Consider the following 18207-nt stretch of genomic DNA (forward strand, 5'->3'; position numbering starts at 1 on the left):
GACTACAGTTCATAGCGGCTGGCCACCAACTCCTGCCACTGTCCGCGCGCCTTGAGCACCAGATCACACAGCTCACGCACCGCACCGCATCCACCCCCGCAACGGGCCACGTAGTCGGCCAACGCCGCCACTTCCGGCAGGGCATCGGCCGGGGCAGCCGAGAAGCCGACCCGCCGCATCACCGGCACGTCAATCACATCATCGCCCATGTAGGCGATCTGGTGATCCTCCAGCCCGGTGCGCCGCTTGATATCCAGATAGCTGTCCAGTTTTTTGAGGGCGCCCTGATAGAGGATATCAATCCCCAGTTCGCGGGCACGCAGATCCACCACCGGCGAAGTGCGCCCGGTAATAATGCCCACCTGAACGCCGGCCCGCTGCACCAGCTTGATGCCGTGACCGTCCTTGACGTTGAAGGCCTTGGTCTCCACGCCGTGGGCATCCCAGATGATGCGGCCGTCGGTCATCACCCCGTCCACATCCAGCAGCAACAGTTCGATCTGTTTCAGTTTCTCATGCATGGAAAGGGTTCCTTGGCCTGCGATCAGGCGATGCCGGCCTTGAGCAGATCATGCAGGTGAATCACGCCGCAGGGGGCTTGATCCTGCTCGTTCTCAAACACAAACAGCGAGGTGATCGAAAACCGTTCCATAATCTGCAGGGCTGCAGCTGCCAACTCACGCCGCACAATCCGCTTGGCGCCCCGCTTCATCAATTGGCCGGCAGTGGCCTGCAGGATATCCTCACCCCGCTCCAGGGCCCGGCGCAGGTCGCCGTCGGTGATCACCCCCAGCAGCGTGCCCTCGGCATCGGTCACACCGGTGATACCCAGCCCCTTGGCGGTGATCTCGAACAGAGCCTCCTTCATCAGGGTGCCTTCCGTCACCAATGGCATGGCGCTGCCGCTGTGCATCATATCCTCAACCCGCAGCAGCAGCTTTTTGCCCAGCGAACCGCCAGGATGGAAGATGGCGAAGTCTTCGGCCTTGAAACCCCGCTCGACCAGCAGTGCCACTGCCAGGGCATCGCCCATGGCCAGAGTGGCGGTGGTGGAGGCGGTCGGGGCCAGCCCCAAGGGGCAAGCCTCTTCCTTCACCGAGACATCCAAAAACAGATCGCCGGCCTTGGCCAGAGTCGAATCAGGATTACCGCTCATGGCGATCAGGTGGGCGCCCAGCCGTTTGATGCTCGGCAGGATCCGCAGCAGCTCATCGGTCTCGCCGCTGTTGGAGATGGCGATCACCACGTCACCGGTCATGATCATCCCCAGGTCACCATGGATCCCCTCGGCCGGGTGCAGGAAAAAGGCCGGCGTACCGGTGGAGGCCATGGTGGAGGCGATCTTTTGGCCGATCAGGCCCGATTTGCCCATGCCGGTCACCACCACCCTGCCCTTGCTGGCCAAGATCAGCTCAACCGACTGCTGAAAGGAGGCGTCCAGCCGCTCCGCCAGGGCAGCCACCGCTTGGGCCTCCACCATAATCACCCGTTTTGCCTCAGCCAGAATAGCCATCAGCGCACCACCGCATCCAGGGCCTGCAGTTTTTTGAGCAGGGCCGGCAGCTCAGCCAGGGGGATCGAATTAGGGCCGTCGCACAGCGCCTTGTCCGGGTCCTCGTGCACCTCCATGAAGATGCCGTCGATACCGGTGGCCACCGCCGCCCGGGACAGAAACTCCACAAATTCGCGCTGACCACCGGATGACGTCCCTTGGCCGCCGGGCAGCTGCACGCTGTGGGTGGCGTCGAACACCACCGGATAACCGGTGGCCCGCATCACCGGGAAGGAGCGCATGTCCACCACCAGGTTGTTGTAGCCGAAGGAGGCGCCCCGCTCGGTGAGGATGATGTTCTCGTTGCCGGTGGCCGCCAGCTTGCCGGCCACGTTCTTCATATCCCAGGGGGCCAGGAACTGCCCCTTCTTGACGTTGATCACCTTGCCGGTCTCGGCCGCAGCCACCAGCAGGTCGGTCTGGCGGCAGAGAAAGGCCGGAATCTGCAACACATCCAGCACCTGGGCCGCCGGCTCCACCTGCTCGATGGAGTGGATATCGGACAGCACCGGCAGGCCCAGCTTTTCCTTGACCGCAGCCAGGATCTGCAAGCCTTCGTCCATGCCGGGGCCGCGGAAGGCATGCACCGAGGTACGGTTGGCCTTGTCGTAGGAGGCCTTGAAGATCAGACCCATGCCTAAGCCGTTGCAAATGGTTAAGAGCCGCTCGGCGTGACGCAGGGTCGCCTCTTTGTCTTCAATCACACAGGGACCGGCAATCAGGGCCAGGGGACGTCCGCCCCCCAGCTTTACGTTGCCAATGGTCAGTTCACGGGTTTTCATAGGGCACCTCGTCAGATCAAAAAGGCCCCGCAATCTGGTGCGAGGCAGCCCCTTTCTAGCATGTTGGCGGCTCCTTTGACAAGGCTTGAAAATTCGGTCATAGTCGGCGCCATGGACCGTGCCATCTCCCCCCAAAAAAGCGACGACGATTTTCAGTTTGACGCCACCCTGCGCCCCCGCACCCTGGACGACTACATCGGCCAGGAGAAGATCCGCGCCAATCTGCGGCTGTTTATCGAGGCAGCCCGTGGACGCAACGAGGCGCTGGACCACGTGCTGCTCTACGGCCCGCCCGGCCTGGGCAAGACCACCCTGGCCAACATCGTGGCCAGCGAGATGGGGGTCAACATCAAATCCACCTCCGGTCCGGTGATCGAGCGCCCTGGCGACCTGGCCGCCATCCTGACCAACCTGGAAGCCCATGACGTGCTGTTCATCGACGAGATCCACCGCCTGTCCCACGTGGTGGAGGAGATCCTCTACCCGGCCATGGAGGACTTTCAGCTGGATATCATCATCGGCCAGGGTCCCAGCGCCCGCTCCATCAAACTGGACCTGCCCCGTTTCACCCTGGTGGGGGCCACCACCCGGGCCGGTCTGCTCTCTTCGCCGTTGCGGGACCGCTTCGGCGTCATCTCGCGGCTCGAATTCTACACCCACGAGGAACTGGCGGTGATTATCACCCGCTCGGCCCGCATCCTGGGCATGGGCATCGACCAGGCAGGGGCCCTGGAACTGGCCCGCCGCAGCCGTGGCACCCCCCGCATCGCCAACCGCCTGCTACGCCGGGTGCGGGACTATGCCCAGGTCAGGGCTGACGGCGCTATCACCCTTAGTGTCGTACAGGAGACCCTGCGTCTGCTGGAGATCGACGAGATGGGGTTTGATCAGATGGATCGCATGATCCTGTTGACCATCATCGACAAGTTCGGCGGAGGACCGGTGGGTCTGGACACCATCGGTGCGGCCATCGGTGAAGAGAGCGACACCATCGAGGATGTCTACGAACCGTTCCTTATCCAGAACGGCTTCCTGAACCGCACACCACGGGGGCGCACCGCCACGCCGGCGGCCTATCGCCACTTCGGCAGGCTTGAGCCGCAGGCGCCCCAGGGGGCATTGTTCTAGATGCAACAAGCACTCGACCTGCCGGTCATCCCCCGCTACAGCTTTGAAAACTTCGTCTGCTGCGACGGCAACGCCACCGCCCTGGCCTTCGCCCGCCAACTGACAGACCCGAATGGCCACGAGAAGCTGCTCGTTCTGTATGGGCCCACCGGCTGCGGCAAGTCGCACCTGCTGCACGCCATCCAGCAGACCATCGGTTGTGGCAGCCGGGTCGCCTCATGTAAAGAGTTTACAGACGGCAACAGCATCACCCTCTTTGAAGAGCTGAGTGGCCTGCCGGCCCTGCTGGTGGACGATTTGCAGCTGCTGACCGACACGCCGGTCCTGCGCCAGATGCTCTGGGAGCTGTTCAACCATTTCCACAGCGCCGGTCTGCCGGTGGCGCTGGCGGCCAATCGTGCCCCCCGTGAGCTGACCAATCTGGACGATCACCTGATCTCGAGGCTACTGTGGGGGCTGGTGGCCCAACTGGACGTGAGCGACGACAGCTCGCGCCGGATGCTGATCGCCAAACTGGCCGCCGACCGTCAGGTACTGCTGCCGGACGACGTGGCGGCCTGGCTGCTGACGGTGCTGCCACGGGACGTCGGGGCGCTGGTCAGCGCCTGCAACCGCCTGTACCGGGCAGCCTTGGAGCAACAACGCAAGATCAGCCTGCGGCTGGCCCGCGAACTGTTCACCCCGTCCGCCACCGGCGGGTAAAAATCCTTGCACCATTGCAGTCGATTGCCTATCGTAACGGCTACCTTACGGAGTCCGGTCTGTCATGAAATCCCCTGAAGAGATAGAACTCAGCAAAAAGCGCCAGAAACTGGCCGGCCTGTTGGAAGACCAGGCACGCTGCGAGCGTGATCTCTCCGCCATCAAGTCCGAGATTCGTATCTTTGAGCGGGCCTACGAGCAGCTGCTGGGGGCCCGCATCAGCGAGCTGGAACAGCTGGAATGGCAGATCAGCGGACTGCTGGGCAGCGCTGCCGACGAAGAACATCACAAGTACTACCACACCTCCGAACACGAGTCCTTAAACCGCCCCCTGGGCACCACCAGCCTGCTTGATGATGATCCCGACACCACCAGCATCATAGAGGAAAAGAGCCTCAAGGCCCTCTACCGCGAGGTGGCCAAGGCGATCCACCCCGATCTGGGCGTGGACGACCACGAACGGTTTCGACGCCAGGAGCTGATGGTCATCGCCAACCAGGCCTACCAGGAAGGCGACCGCAGCGGCCTGCACCGTCTGCTGCGGGAGTGGCAACTGGGGCCGGAGCTGGTCCAGGGGCAGGATATCGGCGCCGAGCTGATCCGCCTGATCCGGCAGCTGGCCCACGTGCGCCAGACCATTCAGGAACTGCGCGATCAGACCGCAGAGCTGATCGGATCCGACATCTACCGCTTCAAGCAGCGGGTTGATGACGCGCTCTCAGACGGGATCGACCTGCTGGCGGAGATGGCCGCCACGGTGGACCTGGACCTGGCCAAGGCCCGCAAGCGGCTGGCGCTGCTGAAGGGCGAACCGGAAGCCGTCGATGAACAGCAGACACCCCAGCTGGAAACCCGGCTGGTACGCTTCCCGTCTGACCAGAGCTACGGCACCCTGTATCTACGGCCGATCAAGTCGGTGGATTATCGTGACTGGCAAAAGCTTGGGGCAGCACGGGGGGCACGGGAGATACCGCTGGAGATGGCGCTGCGACTTGATCTGCGGGGTGAAGGTGCAGCTGGCCTGGCCTTCCTTGAGTCGCTGGGCAAAAACGACCTGCAGGCCCTGTTTCTGTATGAAGTCAGTGACGATGCCCTGGAACGGCTCTGCAAGCTCTCCGGCCTGCAGGAACTTTACCTCTCCAACACGGCGGTCAGTGATGCCGGCCTGAAGCACCTGGCCTGTCTGACCGGCCTGCGACGACTCTACCTGTACCACAGCGAGATCACCGATGACGGCCTGGTCAACCTGCTGCCGCTCAAAGGCCTTAAATGGCTGACCTTCAGCGGCACCAAGGTTACCGAGGCTGGCCTGTCCGGCCTGCGCAAGGCGATGCCGGGCTGCAAGGTGGTGACCTTCAAATGGCGCTACGACTAACTCCCGCCGAACAGTTCCTTCCGTTTTTTCGCCAGATACGCCTTGATGTCCGCTCCTGAATCCAGCGACAACACCTTGCGCGACATGGCCTGACACTGGCGCAGCGAGTGGCTGCGCAGGGCCTGCTTGACCACCGGGATACTGGGGGCCGACAGGCTGAATTCACGGATCCCCATCCCCACCAGCAGCAGGGCATTCAGCGGATCAGCCGCCATCTCGCCGCAGATCGAAACCTTGGTGCCCATCTGCTGCCCCACATCGGCCACCCGCTTGATGGCATGCAGCACCGCCGGATGGTACGGTTCGTAATACTTTTTCACCTTGGGGTTGTTGCGGTCGGCCGCCAGCAGGTACTGGATCAGGTCATTGGTACCGATACTCAGGTATTCGACCTCCCTGGCCAACAGGTGGACGATCTGCACCGCAGCCGGCACCTCCACCATGATCCCCAGCGGCAGTTCATCGCAGACCTGACAGCCTTCCGCCCGCAGTTCCTGCACAACCTCGGCCATGATGCGACGGATGGCCCGCACCTCATCCAGACAGGAGATCAGTGGAAACATGATGGTGGGCCGTCCGGCCGGGGCTGCCAGCAGGATACCGGCCAACTGTTCCTTAAAGATGGCCTGTTCCTCCAGGGAGACCCTGATCGATCGCCAGCCCAGAAACGGGTTGTCTTCCTGGGGATAGGTGAAATAGGGCAGCCCCTTGTCACCGCCGATATCCAGGGTACGGATGTTGACCGGCTGATCCGGAAACCCTTCCAGAATCTTGCGGTAGAGGGCCGCCTGATCATGGCGATTGGGAAAACTGGTGCGGGTCATGTAGGGAAACTCGGTGCGGTAGAGCCCCACCCCTTCGGCGCCGTTGGCCACTGCCACCTTGATATCAGAGATCAGACCGATGTTGGCCCGCAGGGTGATGCGGGTGCCGTTGGTGGTCACTGCCGGCAGGTCGCGCAGCGGCTCCAGCTCTTTCAGCCGGGTGGCGTAGTCCTGCTCCAGCCGCTGATACTCTTCGCAGACATGTTTGTCCGGATTGAGGTAGATGTTGCCAGAGGCGCCATCAACGATCATGCGGTCCTTGACATCGGCGGCCTGCAACAGACCTGCCACCCCCACCACGGCAGGGATGCCCAGCGACTTGGCCATGATGGCGGCGTGGGAGTAGACATTACCCTTTTCGATCACAATTCCCAATACCCGCTCATGATCCAGCATGGCCATGTCGGAAGGGAAGATATCCTCGGCCACAATGATGCGGGCCTCTTTCAGCTTGACCCCGTCATGCTCGGTGCCCTGCAGCACATCGATGATCCGGCGGCCGATGTCTTCCATATCGGCGGAACGTTCACGCAGATAGGGGTCTTCCATGGCGGCGAAGACCTCAATATAGCCCTGCACCACCTCATGCACCGCCCGGGTGGCGCCGCTGCCCTGTTCGATCAGCTCCTGCACCTTGCCGGAGAAGCCGCGATCCTCCAGGATCATCAGATGGGTATGAAAGATGGCGGCATCGCCCTCGGAGAGCAGTTCGCTGACCCGCTTTTCCATGTAGATGGTCTGGATGGTGACCTTTTCCAGGGCCAGCTGGAACTTTTTCAGCTCCTCGGCCTTGCTGCCCACCTTGGCGACATTGATCACCTTGTCGCTGAAGCGATCGAGGATATAGACCTTGCCGCGGCAGACACCGCCCGACACCGCCGTGCCATGCAGGATACGCAACCGCTCGTCATGCCCAGCGCCATGCCGCTCACCGGGACGGCTGGTACGCAGCCGGGCCAGCTCCTGCTCGTAAAAGGCCCGTTCCTGCTCCTTGGTCTGGATCGAATCCAACAGCTTGGCGTTGAGCACGATGCTGCTGATCTGAAAGGTGATCGTACGCAGGGCACTGATCTCATCCTCGCTGAACAGGCGCGGTTCCTTGTTCTGCACCACGATCACGCCGATCGGCGTTTTGCGCTCGAACAGCGGCAGGCCCAGAAACGAGTTGTAGCGTTCCTCGCGCGAATACTTGAAATACTTGTAGCGAGGATGGGCCGGGGCGTTATCGGTGGTCACCACGCCGCGGGTCTCCACCACCAGACCTGACAGACCCTCGGAGGTCTTCATGCTGATCTTGTTGACCGCACTTTGAGCCAGACCTTTGGTAGCCTTCAGCACCAGGGTCTCACCATCGTCCTCCAGCAGGTAGATCGAACAGACGTCGCTGTTCATCCGTTTGGCTACGATGGTGACAATATTATCCAGGGTCTCGTGGAGATCGTGGGAATGGAGGATGATGCTGCTGATATCTTCGAGGGTACGCAATCCGAGGGTTTGCTGCGGCTGCTCGCGGTGCATGGAAAACCCCGTTCATGAGAGTGGTGGCCGGCAGTATAAAACAAAGTTTACAGATTGCAAAATTTTTACTATCCACAGCAGGCATTGACTGTGCTAGCCTGCTGACACGTACAGCAGCCAGGAGGATACCAGACCATGAGCAGCGACACCCTTGACCCCGTATTGACCACCGCCATCGACCAGCTGGAGGCCGACAATCCTGCCGCTGCCCTGGAGATCCTGGTTGGCTACCAGACAGACCATCCTGACGATCCGGCCGGTTATTTCTATCAAGGCGATGCACTGGCTGAACTAGGACGCCTGGACGAGGCCATCGCCGCCTACCGCAAAGGGCTCACCCTGGCGCCGGATGACCCGGATGCCCTGACCACCCTGGGGGATCTGCAGCTGGAGGCAGGGCAGCACCAGGATGCCCTGCAAAGCTACCAACGGGTACTGGAGGTGGATCCGCAGGACAGCGACGCCCTGGTCAGTATCGGTCTGGTGTACCATGCCCAGGACAAGGCCGACGAGGCGATCGCCGCCTTTCAGCAGGCCCTGGAACGGGATCCGGACAACCTGTTCGCCTGGAACGCGCTGGGAGATGCCTGGTACGGCAAGGGCGAACACCAGCAGGCGATCGAGGCCTATCAAAAAGGCATTGAACTCGAGCCGGAGGACCCGGCCGCCTACCACAACCTGGGTGAACTGCTGTATGACCTGGAAGAACTGGACGAGGCTGAAGAACAGTGCCTCACCGCCATCAGGCTGGACCCCGCCTTCAGCATGAGCTACCTGACCCTGGGCAGCATCTGCATGGATCAGGACCGGATGGAGGAGGCGCTCAAATTCTATCAGCTCTACCTGAAGCACGAGCGTTCAACGCAGGCCGCCGACATGCTGGCCGAGGTCAGGGCCGTGGTGGAGGGACTGAAAGAAGAACTGGGCAGCTGACCGTCGAAACCGATCACCCGCACAAACAACAACGCCCCGCCAGGATAACCTGACGGGGCGTTGTCATATCCATTTGTCAGCAGGGGTTACTTGCGGACAAAATCCTTTTTGGCAAACGAATACTCAAACTGCATATGATCGGTATAGCTGCCGTCCAGGATCGCCACCACATCCTCGGTAAAGACCAGCTCCTCGTCGGTGGGGATCACAAACACCTTGACCGGCGAATCGTCGGTGGTGATCAGCGACTCCCGCTTGCGGGTCATGGCGCCGGCATTACGCTCTCGGTCCAGAACAATACCGATATGCTCAAGGTTCTCAATGGCCCGCTCACGGATGGCAGCCCCCATCTCTCCCACGCCGGCGGTAAAGACCACGGCATCCAGTCTGCCCACGGCGGCCATAAAGGCGCCGATGTACTTGCGCAAGCGATAGGCCTCGATATCCAGGGCCAGTTCGCAACGGTGGTCACCGGCCTTAGCGTGCTCGATCACGTCACGACGGTCAGTGTAGCGGCCGGTAATCCCCAGGATACCGCTCTTCTTGTTGAGGATGCTGTCGATCTCCTTGGCGGAGAGGTTCTCTTTCTGCATCATAAACGACGGAATGGCCGGGTCGATGTCGCCGCAACGGGTGCCCATCACTGCCCCTTCCAGCGGGGTCAGGCCCATGGTGGTATCCACCGAGACGCCGTTTTTGATGGCGCAGTGGGAAACGCCGTTTCCGATATGCATGGTGACGATGTTGCACTCGCTGGCCGGTTTGCCCAGCAGCACCGCCGCCCGCTTGGAGACGTACAGGTGCGAAGTGCCGTGGAAACCGTAGCGACGCACGCCGTGCTTCTCGTACCAGTCGTAGGGCACCGGATAGAGGTAGGCATGTTCCGGCATGGTCTGGTGAAAGGCGGTATCAAAGATGGCTACGTGCGGTACCTTGGGCATCAACAGCTGGGCTGCCTCGATGCCGTCGATGTTGGGCGGGTTGTGCAGCGGGGCCAGATGCTGCACCTCCTTGACCGCATCCAGCACCTGCGCGTCAATCAGCACCGAACGGGTGAATTTTTCACCGCCGTGCACTACCCGGTGGCCAACGGCCGAGATCTCGTTAACATTCTTCAAGACACCATGTTGGGAATCGGTCACCGTTCTGATCACCAGGTCGATGGCGGCACGGTGATCGGGACAATCTTCATCAAGGCGATAGGCGGGGCGGCCGGGAACATCGTGTTCGATGAACGAGTCGCCGACAATGACCCGTTCCACCATCCCCTTGGCCACGACCACCTTTTTTTCCCAGTCAAAGAGCTGATATTTGACTGAGGAACTGCCACAGTTCAACGCCATGATAATCATCGTAATCCTCCAGAGAATAAACAGGAATTCGCCATTAGTATCAATAAAAAAGCGTTAGCGATGATAAACTGTTTGCTTAAAAATAAAACTGCATTTGATATATCATGGCGACAAATTTAAATTCAACCTTTTTCATGGCAGACATGCACTTTTCGGTATACACTTTTGCTGGACATTTACTTTACCCCGTGCTAGAAAACCAAAGCATTCCGTCAAGGAACAAACCCACACAAAGGAGCTCTATCATGTCCCATACCATTACCGACGATTGCACCAACTGCGCAGCTTGTGAAGATTCCTGCCCCGTCAACGCCATCAGCGAGCAGGGCAACAAGCGCGTGATCGACGCCGACACCTGCATCGACTGCGGCGCCTGCGTTGACACCTGCCCGGTAAACGCAATCCACGCTTAATCGACTGACCAAAACCTGTTTTAAACAGAAACGGCCCGGACAACACTGTCCGGGCCGTTTCTGTTTGCCTATCGGGGCATTAACGCCGCAGCAGCCAGAACAGCAATGAAAGCGCCAGCGAAACCAGCAGGCTGGTGGTCAACGGCATATAGAAGCTAAACTGCTCACGCCTGATGAAGATATCTCCCGGCAGCTTTCCCAGCCAGGGAATACGCGGCGCCAGACTGACCACCACCCCTACCGCCACCAGCAGCAGGCCGATCATGATCAAGCTCCGCCCCAGGCTCGGCATCAGCGCTGCTCCCGTGGCTGATAGCGTTCCTGTTCGCTGTAGATGCAGCCACAGTACTGCTGCCGATACAGGCCCAGTTCCTTGGAGCGGCGGATCCCCTCCTGCCAGCCGGGTCGAAAGTCACGGTACACAAAAGCAACCCCATGCCGTTCAGCAGCGTCCTCGGCCTGCTGACGCATCAGCTCATGGTTCTGATAGCGGCTGTAGAACAAGGACGAACTGAAGCCATCAAAACCGCCCTCACGGGCCGCTGCAGCGGCGGCGTCAAGCCGGGAGGCATAGCAGTAGGCACAACGGTTCTCCGGCTCGGCCGCCACATTTGACAGAAACTCCTCCAGACGATACTCGTCCCGCACCACCAGCTCCAGCCCTTCCAGTTCGGCCATCTGCCGGGCAGCGTCACGGCGACGCTGATATTCCTGATAGGGGTGGATGTTGTGGTTGAAAAACCAGCCCGTAACGGCAAACCCCTCGCCACGGAGCATGGCGAGGGGATACAGGGCGCAGGGGCCGCAGCAGATATGCAGCAGAACTCTCATCAGACCTTTTCCAGCAGGTGTCCCAGCTTCTCGCGCTTGGTCCGCAGATAGCCGAGGTTGGAGCAGGTGGGACTGGCCTCGATCGGCACCCGGTCGACCAGCTCGATGCCGTAGCCCTGCAGGCCCACCATCTTGCGGGGATTGTTGGTCAGCAACCGAATCTTGGTCAGTCCCAGGGTAACCAGGATCTGGGCCCCCACCCCGTAATCACGCATGTCGGCCTTGAATCCCAGTTGCTGGTTGGCCTCCACCGTGTCCAGTCCCTGGTCCTGCAGTTCGTAGGCCTTCAGCTTGTTGATCAGGCCGATGCCGCGTCCTTCCTGACGCATATACAGCACCACGCCACGCCCCTCCTGATCGATGATCTCCATCGCCTTGTGCAGCTGTTCGCCGCAATCGCAGCGCAAGCTACCCATCACGTCGCCGGTCAGACACTCCGAGTGGACCCGCACCAGCACCGGCTGATCACCGGAGATGTCGCCCTTGACCAGCGCCAGGTGATCCAGCTTGTCCACGTCATTTTCAAAGGCCACCACCCGCCAATCACCGCCGTAGCGGGAAGGCAGCTTGGCCTCGGCCACTATCCGCACCAGCTGCTCATGCTTGAGGCGATAGGCCACCAGGTCGGCCACGGTGCAGATCTTGAGGTTATGCTGCTTGGCGAACTCCTTCAGTTCCGGCATGCGCGACATGCTGCCATCGTCGTTCATGATCTCGCAGATCACCCCGGCCGGCGTCAGGCCGGCCAGCCGCGCCAGATCCACCGAACCTTCGGTCTGACCGGTACGCACCAGCACCCCACCCGGCTTGGCCCGTAGCGGAAAGATATGGCCGGGGCTGACCAGATCATTGGCCGTGGCCTGGGGGGCCACCGCCGTCAGGATGGTATGGGAGCGATCAGCGGCGGAGATGCCGGTGGTGACGCCATGCTTGGCCTCGATGGAGACGGTGAAGGCGGTCTCGAAGGGCGAGGTATTGTCCCGCACCATCGGCCTCAGGCCCAGGGCGTCACACTTCTCGGCGGTCAGGGTCAGGCAGATCAGACCACGGCCGTATTTGGCCATAAAGTTGATCGCCTCGGGGGTGGCCAGCTCGGCCGCCATGGTCAGGTCGCCTTCGTTCTCGCGGTCTTCGTCGTCAACCAGGATCACCATCTTGCCCTGGCGGATATCCTCAATCGCCTCTTCGATCGTACATACACCCATTGCTCGTTATTCCTCTCTCTAGACAAAACCGTTCTGCAGCAGTTTTTCGATGGTCAGGCCGCCACCCCCGGCATGGGGCGTCAGCAGCCGCGCCACATACTTGCCGATGATGTCGGTCTCAATATTCACCGTTCCGCCCACCTTGAGATCAGCCAGGGTGGTCTTGGCCAGGGTATGGGGGATGATGGTCACGCCGAACCGTTCCGGGCCCACCTCATTCACGGTCAGACTGATGCCGTCAATGGCCACCGAGCCTTTTTCCACCAACAGCCGGGCATACTCCGACGGCAAGCGGAAGGTCAGCTGCGTGGCGTTGTCGCGTTGGCTGCGGCTCTCAAGCCGGGCGATGCAATCCACATGGCCGGTCACCAGATGGCCGTCCAGCCGTCCCCCCATCCGCAGGGCCCGCTCCAGATTGACCGCCGCCCCCGGTGCCGCTGCCTGGAAGGTACTGCGCGCCACCGTCTCCGGCGAGACATCGAAACTGAAGCGACCAGCCGTCATGGCGGTCACCGTCAGGCAGACCCCGTTGACGGCGATCGAATCACCGATCACGATCTGGTCCGCCGGCAGGGGCGCACTCACCTCCAGAACCGCCGATTGGCCGCCGCGCCGCAGGGCAACCAGACTGCCGGTGCATTCGATCAGGCCGGTAAACATGGCGCCTCCGGCCGGGCATGCACCACCACATCAGGGCCACTCATGCCGATCCGTGTGATCTCCATCCGGATGGCGCTGTCCATGGTCTCGATACCGGGCAGGGTGAAGGGGGCAAACCCGTTCCCCACGATCTTGGGGGCATAGAAGAAGATGCACTCATCAATCAGGCCATTCTTAAGCATATCACCCGCCAGGCGGCTGCCCCCCTCCAGCAGGATGGTCTGCACACCATGCAGGCCCAGCTTGCGCAGCAGGTCAGCCATTGCCACCCGGCCGTCAAACTCCTCGCAGACCACCACCATAGCCCCCTGCAGCTCGTAGCGACGGTGCACCTTGGGGTTGGTCTCGCAGGTGGCGATGATTGTCTTCTTGGCCAGCGGGCCGGACAGCACATTGACGCTCTCCGGGGTCCGCAGATGGGTATCCACAATCACCCGCAGCGGCGAACGACCCTTGACATGCCGCACATTCAGCTGCGGGTTGTCCATCAGGATCGTATCCACCCCCACCATCACCGCGTCGCAGACGTCCCGCAGACGGTGCACATAACGGCGCGACTCCTCACCGCTCACCCAGCGGGAATGGCCGGTCACGGTGGCGATATTGCCATCCAGGGTCATGGCCGATTTATAGATCACATAGGGCCGGTCGCTGGTCACATACTTGATGAAGCCCTTGTTCAGCTCACGGCAATCGCCCTCCAGCAGGCCCACCTCAACGTCGATCCCGGCACTGCGCAGCTGGGCGATTCCCTTGCCGCTGACCTGCCCGAACGGGTCAACCATGCCCACCACCACCCGCCGCACCCCGGCCGCAATCAGCGCCTCGCTGCAGGGCGGGGTCTTGCCGTGATGGCTGCACGGTTCAAGGGTCACATACACGTCGGCTCCGCGGGCCAAGGCACCGGCCTGCTGCAGGGCATGCACCTCGGCATGGGGCGTGCCGGCCTTTTTGTGCCAGCCCTCACCGACCACCTGCCCGTCCTTCACGATCACGCAGCCCACCGCCGGGTTGGGGGCCGTCCGTCCCACCCCTTTGCGGGCCAGGGTCAGGGCACGTCGCATATACCTGCTATCGTTGCTGGTCATTGCAGCCTCCCCACCCTACTTCTTCAACAGCTCCTGCAACTCATCCATAAACTCGCTGATATCCTTGAACGAACGATAGACCGAGGCAAAACGGACATAGGCCACCTCGTCGGTGTCGTGCAGCTCCTTCATTATCCACTCACCCACCTGGGAGGCCGGAATCTCCCGCTCACCGCTTTCCTGCAGGCGGGCCTCCAGACGGTCGGCCATCCGCTCTATCTCCTCGATAGAAACCGGACGCTTCTCGCAGGCCTTCTTGATGCCCGACACCACCTTCAACCGGTCGAACGGCTCTCGCCGTCCATCCTTCTTGCAGATCAGGGGCAGCATCTCCTCGATCCGCTCATGGGTGGTAAAACGTTTGGTGCAGCTTTCACACTCCCGCCGCCGCCGGATGGCCGCCCCGCCTTTGTCAGGCCGGGAATCCACCACCTTGCTGTCGGGATTACCACAAAAAGGACACTTCATGGCAGTGCCACCCGCGGGGTCTGACGCTGGAACTGATCCACCGCGATCTGCGCCTCGGCCACCATCTCCCGGGCCAGTTCATCGGCATAGCCCTCTTCATATACAATCCGGCGGATGCCGGCGTTGATCAGCATCTTGGTGCAGATGATACAGGGCATGGTGGTGCAGTACAGCGTAGCCCCATCGATGTTCACCCCGTGGCGGGCAGCCTGGATGATGGCGTTCTGCTCGGCATGCAGCCCCCGGCAGAGCTCGTGCCGTTCACCGGAGGGCACCTTCAGCCGTTCCCGCAGACAACCCACATCCTCACAATGGGTAATACCCGAAGGCGTACCGTTGTAGCCGGTGGCCAGGATATTGCGATCCTTGACCAGCAGGGCCCCCACCTGACGACGCAGACAGGTGGAACGGGTGGCCACCAGATGGGTGATGTCGATGAAATACTGATCCCAGGAGGGACGTGACATGGCTGGCTCCAGGTTGCAAAGTCGCATGAATACTAACATGCTATAAACCATACCGTCACAGAGGTCAACATTAGGAGAAAAGGGTGGCACACAGCCAAGTACCAGCCTTTTGCTGGACAACTTTATTTTTCATGTTACAAAGATGCTGTAGTCTGACAGAACGCCCTTCAGACCGTCCGCAAGGAGTTCGTACCCGCATGAAAAAAACCGTACTCTTCCTGCTGTTCCTGGCCGTTGCCTGCCCCGCCCTGGCTGCCCAGCAACCGGCGTTGCCCAAGGCGTATGCCACCAGCTGGAAAAAGAGTGCCCGCAAGGTGGTTACCGACAAACATTCGCTCTTCTACGGTGTCCATTACCTGTACGCCGATGCCAAGGCGATGCAGGGCTACCGTGCCGCTAACAGGTTTCCCGAAGGCAGCCGGATCATCGTGGAGCATTTCAACCTGAAGGCCGATAACCCGTCCGTGGACGGCCCCAAGAACATGGTGGTGCTGATGAAGAAGGACAAACGCCAGCAGGCCACCGGCGGCTGGTTATATGCCGGCTACACCGCCCAGGGCAAACCAAGCGGACTGGATCCGGTTTCAACCTGTTTCGAGTGCCACCGGAACAAGGTGGCCCACCGTGATTACGTGTTTTCAAGCCTTGCCGATTTTAAGTAACCCGTAAAGGAGTAACTCCTGTGAAATGCCTGATCGCAGAAGATGATTTCATATCACGCCGTGTCTTAAGCGAGTTGCTGTCTCCCTATTTTGCCTGCGATGTTGCGGTTGATGGCGAAGAGACCGTGGCCTCCTTCAAGCTGGCCCACGAAACCAAGCAACCCTACGACCTGATCTGCCTGGATATCATGATGCCCAGGCTGGATGGTCGTGAGGCGCTGCGTCAGATCAGGGCCCTGGAAAAGGAGATGGATATTCCGGCCAACTGCGAGGCCAAGATCGTCATGACCACCGCCCTGGACGACGCCAAAACCGTCTTTGACACCTACTACCAGGGGGGAGCCACCGCCTATCTGGTGAAACCGATCAGCAAGGCCAAGCTGTTGGCCGAGCTACGCAGCCTTGGGTTGATCAAGTAGTAACCGCAACCACGAAAGGAACCCTGTGCCCATGAGCAGCAACCTGTGTGACCAACTGCAGCGCTGGCAATCCCAAATGTCCCCGGTCATGGAGATTCTGCAGCGCCTGGCAGGTTCAACCGAGACTCAGTTTCTGCAACTCGGTGAACGGCTGCAGGACTTTGTATTGCGCTCATCCCAGGTATCGTCCACCGCCGGCGAACTGGTCCAGCTGCTTGCCGGCGACGAGAGCGGCCAGCTCACCGCACGGCTGAGCAACCTGTTTCAGGAGATGGACAGCTATCTGCAGCATGTCCGTTCACAGGGCAGCGCCAGCTGCCGCACCCTTGAAGAGATCATGACCCAGCTGGATCAGGTGGTGCAACCGCTGGAAGGGTTCCAGAAGATGGATAAATCCCTGCGGATGCTCTCCATCTCCACCAAGATCGAGAGCGCCCGGCTGGGTGAACTGGGCACGGGCTTCATCACCCTGGCCATGGATGTGGAAAAACTCTCCCACACCGTCAGCGAAAAATCGATCGGCATCATGCAGCAACGCCAGGCGCTGTCCCAGCTGATCACCGACAACCTTGCCATGGTGCGCAACACCGAGGCCAGCCAACACGCCGACGCCAGCAGTATCCTCTCCGGCATCCGCACCAGCCTGGAAGCGTTGTCTCAGCTCAATGCGGCCTGCTCGACCGCCGGTAGCCAGGCCGGCGTGATCGCCGAAGAGGTGGCCGCCGACACCGCCACCGTGGTCTCCTCCATGCAGTTCCACGACATTACCCGTCAACAGATCGAACATGTGTACGAGGCCCTGGAAAAGCTGCAGCATCAGACCGCTGGCCCCCATGATGCAGCCGATCAACCGAACTGCGAGAACCTGATTGCCGAGGTGGGCGACGTCTGCGAGCTGCAGCATGCCCAACTGCGCCACGCCACCAGCCAACTGAACCAGGCCACCCAGACCATCCTTGACAGCCTGCAAAATATCGGTATCAAGCAATCTCAGATCAGCCAGCAGCTGCAACAGGCGCTGATGGGCAATGCCGGCTCCAACGAGAGCTCGCTGCTGGATACCATGCAACAGGATATGCACCGGGTGACCGCCATCCTGCAGCGCTGTGCCGAGGCCGACCAGACCCTGCTGCGTGCCATGGCCGAGGTGACCGGCACCATCGGCCAGATCGCCGGTTTTGTCAGCGACATCGAGGCCGTCGGGTCCGAGATCGACCTGATCGCCTTGAACGCCCAGATCAAGGCGGCCCACACCGGGCCCCAGGGAGCGGCGCTGGGGGTGCTGGCCGAGGCGATCAAGCGGCTGTCGCTGGAGGCGGTGGTGCAGACCGAGGCGGTCTCCAGCATCCTGCGCTCAATCAACCAAACCACGGCACACCTGAACCACAGCAACGACCAGCAGAGCGACAGCGCCAGCGATCAGGTGGCCACCATGGAACAGGAATCACGCCAGATCATCAGCGGCCTGGGCAGCACCAACCAACAGGTGCGTGGCCGGCTGTCATCCCTGGCCGACATGGTTGCCTCGTTGTCGGCAGATATCAACGCCACCACCACCGGGTTCCATGTCCATGAAGAATCCGGCAGGATGGCGGAACAGGCCGAAGCCGTACTGGAGCAGGTCTACTCCGAAGCACGCCAGCAGGTGCCGGCCTCCAACGAATTCCGTAACAACCTGCAGCATATGGAACAGCGCTACACCATGGAAAGCGAGCGCTTGATCCACGAGATGCTGGCTGCCCGCCACGGCGTCCAACTCTCACTGAAGCGGGATGATGCCAGTACGGGCAACGCTTCCGAGTATGGCGACAATGTTGATCTATTCTAG

20 protein-coding genes are annotated in these 18207 nt (G+C 61.0%); 8 read left to right on the forward strand and 12 right to left on the reverse strand.

The window, feature by feature from the left end; genetic code table 11:
- Nucleotides 1-2: 2 nt before the first annotated feature.
- Genes RBQ93_RS10420 through kdsA form a run of 3 tightly spaced genes read right to left on the reverse strand, consistent with a single transcriptional unit; the run spans nucleotide 3 to nucleotide 2334 of the window.
- Nucleotides 3-521 carry an HAD hydrolase family protein gene (locus tag RBQ93_RS10420; protein WP_320372058.1) on the reverse strand — a complete coding sequence of 173 codons (519 nt, stop codon included), beginning with the start codon at nucleotides 519-521 and terminating at the stop codon, nucleotides 3-5.
- 23 nt (nucleotides 522-544) lie between these two features.
- Nucleotides 545-1513: a KpsF/GutQ family sugar-phosphate isomerase gene (locus RBQ93_RS10425; RefSeq protein WP_320372059.1), complete on the reverse strand. Its 969-nt coding sequence runs from the start codon at nucleotides 1511-1513 to the stop codon at nucleotides 545-547.
- Nucleotides 1513-2334 carry a 3-deoxy-8-phosphooctulonate synthase gene (gene kdsA / locus RBQ93_RS10430; RefSeq protein WP_320372060.1) on the reverse strand — a complete coding sequence of 274 codons (822 nt, stop codon included), beginning with the start codon at nucleotides 2332-2334 and terminating at the stop codon, nucleotides 1513-1515. The genes RBQ93_RS10425 and kdsA overlap by 1 nt, the downstream gene beginning before the upstream one ends.
- A gap of 111 nt (nucleotides 2335-2445) precedes the next feature.
- Here kdsA and ruvB point away from each other — a divergent pair, with 111 nt between their 5' ends.
- The 3 genes from ruvB to RBQ93_RS10445 all read left to right on the forward strand — a co-directional run bounded on the left by ruvB (nucleotide 2446) and on the right by RBQ93_RS10445 (nucleotide 5539).
- Nucleotides 2446-3462 carry a Holliday junction branch migration DNA helicase RuvB gene (gene ruvB / locus RBQ93_RS10435; protein ID WP_320372091.1) on the forward strand — a complete coding sequence of 339 codons (1017 nt, stop codon included), beginning with the start codon at nucleotides 2446-2448 and terminating at the stop codon, nucleotides 3460-3462.
- On the forward strand, nucleotides 3463-4164 hold the full coding sequence (locus tag RBQ93_RS10440; RefSeq protein ID WP_320372061.1) for a DnaA ATPase domain-containing protein: 702 nt from the start codon (nucleotides 3463-3465) through the stop codon (nucleotides 4162-4164).
- Between the two features lie 64 nt (nucleotides 4165-4228).
- Nucleotides 4229-5539 carry a hypothetical protein gene (locus tag RBQ93_RS10445; protein ID WP_320372062.1) on the forward strand — a complete coding sequence of 437 codons (1311 nt, stop codon included), beginning with the start codon at nucleotides 4229-4231 and terminating at the stop codon, nucleotides 5537-5539.
- Here the strand turns inward: RBQ93_RS10445 and ptsP are convergent.
- Nucleotides 5536-7881: a phosphoenolpyruvate--protein phosphotransferase gene (ptsP, locus tag RBQ93_RS10450; protein ID WP_320372063.1), complete on the reverse strand. Its 2346-nt coding sequence runs from the start codon at nucleotides 7879-7881 to the stop codon at nucleotides 5536-5538. The genes RBQ93_RS10445 and ptsP overlap by 4 nt on opposite strands.
- Before the next feature lie 135 nt (nucleotides 7882-8016).
- On the opposite strand from ptsP, the gene RBQ93_RS10455 reads away from it, so the two are divergent.
- Nucleotides 8017-8814 (forward strand): tetratricopeptide repeat protein, encoded by a 798-nt coding sequence (locus RBQ93_RS10455; RefSeq protein WP_320372064.1) that lies wholly within the window; start codon nucleotides 8017-8019, stop codon nucleotides 8812-8814.
- 86 nt (nucleotides 8815-8900) lie between these two features.
- On the opposite strand, the gene RBQ93_RS10460 is transcribed toward RBQ93_RS10455, so the two are convergent.
- Entirely contained in the window at nucleotides 8901-10166 is a 1266-nt protein-coding gene (locus RBQ93_RS10460) for an acetate kinase (RefSeq protein WP_320372065.1), read from the reverse strand.
- Nucleotides 10167-10411: 245 nt separating this feature from the next.
- On the opposite strand from RBQ93_RS10460, the gene RBQ93_RS10465 reads away from it, so the two are divergent.
- Nucleotides 10412-10579, forward strand: coding sequence for a DUF362 domain-containing protein (locus tag RBQ93_RS10465; protein WP_320372066.1), 168 nt, complete (start codon nucleotides 10412-10414; stop codon nucleotides 10577-10579).
- 79 nt (nucleotides 10580-10658) lie between these two features.
- Here RBQ93_RS10465 and RBQ93_RS10470 read toward each other — a convergent pair whose 3' ends face one another.
- From RBQ93_RS10470 to RBQ93_RS10500, 7 genes are read right to left on the reverse strand one after another with little or no spacing between them, the layout of a single operon-like run.
- A complete protein-coding gene (locus RBQ93_RS10470; RefSeq protein WP_320372067.1) occupies nucleotides 10659-10871 on the reverse strand; it encodes a DUF2905 domain-containing protein in 213 nt (70 codons plus the stop codon).
- Nucleotides 10871-11410, reverse strand: a complete 540-nt coding sequence (locus RBQ93_RS10475) for an epoxyqueuosine reductase QueH (protein WP_320372068.1) — start codon at nucleotides 11408-11410, stop codon at nucleotides 10871-10873. The genes RBQ93_RS10470 and RBQ93_RS10475 overlap by 1 nt, the downstream gene beginning before the upstream one ends.
- Nucleotides 11410-12615: a bifunctional 3,4-dihydroxy-2-butanone-4-phosphate synthase/GTP cyclohydrolase II gene (locus tag RBQ93_RS10480; RefSeq protein ID WP_320372069.1), complete on the reverse strand. Its 1206-nt coding sequence runs from the start codon at nucleotides 12613-12615 to the stop codon at nucleotides 11410-11412. Before RBQ93_RS10480 ends, RBQ93_RS10475 begins: the two co-directional genes overlap by 1 nt.
- 18 nt (nucleotides 12616-12633) lie before the next feature.
- Complete coding sequence (locus RBQ93_RS10485) at nucleotides 12634-13275, reverse strand: riboflavin synthase (RefSeq protein ID WP_320372070.1); 642 nt, start codon at nucleotides 13273-13275, stop codon at nucleotides 12634-12636.
- Complete coding sequence (ribD, locus tag RBQ93_RS10490) at nucleotides 13260-14363, reverse strand: bifunctional diaminohydroxyphosphoribosylaminopyrimidine deaminase/5-amino-6-(5-phosphoribosylamino)uracil reductase RibD (RefSeq protein WP_320372071.1); 1104 nt, start codon at nucleotides 14361-14363, stop codon at nucleotides 13260-13262. The genes RBQ93_RS10485 and ribD overlap by 16 nt, the downstream gene beginning before the upstream one ends.
- 15 nt (nucleotides 14364-14378) lie before the next feature.
- Nucleotides 14379-14831, reverse strand: a complete 453-nt coding sequence (gene nrdR / locus RBQ93_RS10495) for a transcriptional regulator NrdR (protein WP_320372072.1) — start codon at nucleotides 14829-14831, stop codon at nucleotides 14379-14381.
- On the reverse strand, nucleotides 14828-15298 hold the full coding sequence (locus RBQ93_RS10500) for a cytidine/deoxycytidylate deaminase family protein (protein ID WP_320372073.1): 471 nt from the start codon (nucleotides 15296-15298) through the stop codon (nucleotides 14828-14830). The genes nrdR and RBQ93_RS10500 overlap by 4 nt, the downstream gene beginning before the upstream one ends.
- Nucleotides 15299-15495: 197 nt before the next feature.
- Between RBQ93_RS10500 and RBQ93_RS10505 the strand changes: the two genes are divergently transcribed.
- From RBQ93_RS10505 to RBQ93_RS10515, 3 genes are read left to right on the forward strand one after another with little or no spacing between them, the layout of a single operon-like run.
- Entirely contained in the window at nucleotides 15496-15960 is a 465-nt protein-coding gene (locus RBQ93_RS10505) for a cytochrome P460 family protein (protein ID WP_320372074.1), read from the forward strand.
- Nucleotides 15961-15980: 20 nt separating this feature from the next.
- On the forward strand, nucleotides 15981-16379 hold the full coding sequence (locus RBQ93_RS10510; protein WP_320372075.1) for a response regulator: 399 nt from the start codon (nucleotides 15981-15983) through the stop codon (nucleotides 16377-16379).
- 31 nt (nucleotides 16380-16410) lie between these two features.
- Nucleotides 16411-18207, forward strand: a complete 1797-nt coding sequence (locus RBQ93_RS10515; protein ID WP_320372076.1) for a methyl-accepting chemotaxis protein — start codon at nucleotides 16411-16413, stop codon at nucleotides 18205-18207.

Origin of the sequence: Trichlorobacter sp. (assembly GCF_034008105.1) — a bacterium.
Classification (GTDB): Bacteria; Desulfobacterota; Desulfuromonadia; order Geobacterales; family Pseudopelobacteraceae; genus Trichlorobacter.

What these genes read in the sequence shown, in the direction of transcription:
- RBQ93_RS10420 (WP_320372058.1), bottom strand. Translation starts at nt 521, where the DNA reads ATGCATGAGAAACTGAAACAGATCGAACTGTTGCTGCTGGATGTGGAC.
- RBQ93_RS10425 (WP_320372059.1), bottom strand. Translation starts at nt 1,513, where the DNA reads ATGGCTATTCTGGCTGAGGCAAAACGGGTGATTATGGTGGAGGCCCAA.
- kdsA (WP_320372060.1), bottom strand. Translation starts at nt 2,334, where the DNA reads ATGAAAACCCGTGAACTGACCATTGGCAACGTAAAGCTGGGGGGCGGA.
- ruvB (WP_320372091.1), top strand. Translation starts at nt 2,446, where the DNA reads ATGGACCGTGCCATCTCCCCCCAAAAAAGCGACGACGATTTTCAGTTT.
- RBQ93_RS10440 (WP_320372061.1), top strand. Translation starts at nt 3,463, where the DNA reads ATGCAACAAGCACTCGACCTGCCGGTCATCCCCCGCTACAGCTTTGAA.
- RBQ93_RS10445 (WP_320372062.1), top strand. Translation starts at nt 4,229, where the DNA reads ATGAAATCCCCTGAAGAGATAGAACTCAGCAAAAAGCGCCAGAAACTG.
- ptsP (WP_320372063.1), bottom strand. Translation starts at nt 7,881, where the DNA reads ATGCACCGCGAGCAGCCGCAGCAAACCCTCGGATTGCGTACCCTCGAA.
- RBQ93_RS10455 (WP_320372064.1), top strand. Translation starts at nt 8,017, where the DNA reads ATGAGCAGCGACACCCTTGACCCCGTATTGACCACCGCCATCGACCAG.
- RBQ93_RS10460 (WP_320372065.1), bottom strand. Translation starts at nt 10,166, where the DNA reads ATGATTATCATGGCGTTGAACTGTGGCAGTTCCTCAGTCAAATATCAG.
- RBQ93_RS10465 (WP_320372066.1), top strand. Translation starts at nt 10,412, where the DNA reads ATGTCCCATACCATTACCGACGATTGCACCAACTGCGCAGCTTGTGAA.
- RBQ93_RS10470 (WP_320372067.1), bottom strand. Translation starts at nt 10,871, where the DNA reads ATGCCGAGCCTGGGGCGGAGCTTGATCATGATCGGCCTGCTGCTGGTG.
- RBQ93_RS10475 (WP_320372068.1), bottom strand. Translation starts at nt 11,410, where the DNA reads ATGAGAGTTCTGCTGCATATCTGCTGCGGCCCCTGCGCCCTGTATCCC.
- RBQ93_RS10480 (WP_320372069.1), bottom strand. Translation starts at nt 12,615, where the DNA reads ATGGGTGTATGTACGATCGAAGAGGCGATTGAGGATATCCGCCAGGGC.
- RBQ93_RS10485 (WP_320372070.1), bottom strand. Translation starts at nt 13,275, where the DNA reads ATGTTTACCGGCCTGATCGAATGCACCGGCAGTCTGGTTGCCCTGCGG.
- ribD (WP_320372071.1), bottom strand. Translation starts at nt 14,363, where the DNA reads ATGACCAGCAACGATAGCAGGTATATGCGACGTGCCCTGACCCTGGCC.
- nrdR (WP_320372072.1), bottom strand. Translation starts at nt 14,831, where the DNA reads ATGAAGTGTCCTTTTTGTGGTAATCCCGACAGCAAGGTGGTGGATTCC.
- RBQ93_RS10500 (WP_320372073.1), bottom strand. Translation starts at nt 15,298, where the DNA reads ATGTCACGTCCCTCCTGGGATCAGTATTTCATCGACATCACCCATCTG.
- RBQ93_RS10505 (WP_320372074.1), top strand. Translation starts at nt 15,496, where the DNA reads ATGAAAAAAACCGTACTCTTCCTGCTGTTCCTGGCCGTTGCCTGCCCC.
- RBQ93_RS10515 (WP_320372076.1), top strand. Translation starts at nt 16,411, where the DNA reads ATGAGCAGCAACCTGTGTGACCAACTGCAGCGCTGGCAATCCCAAATG.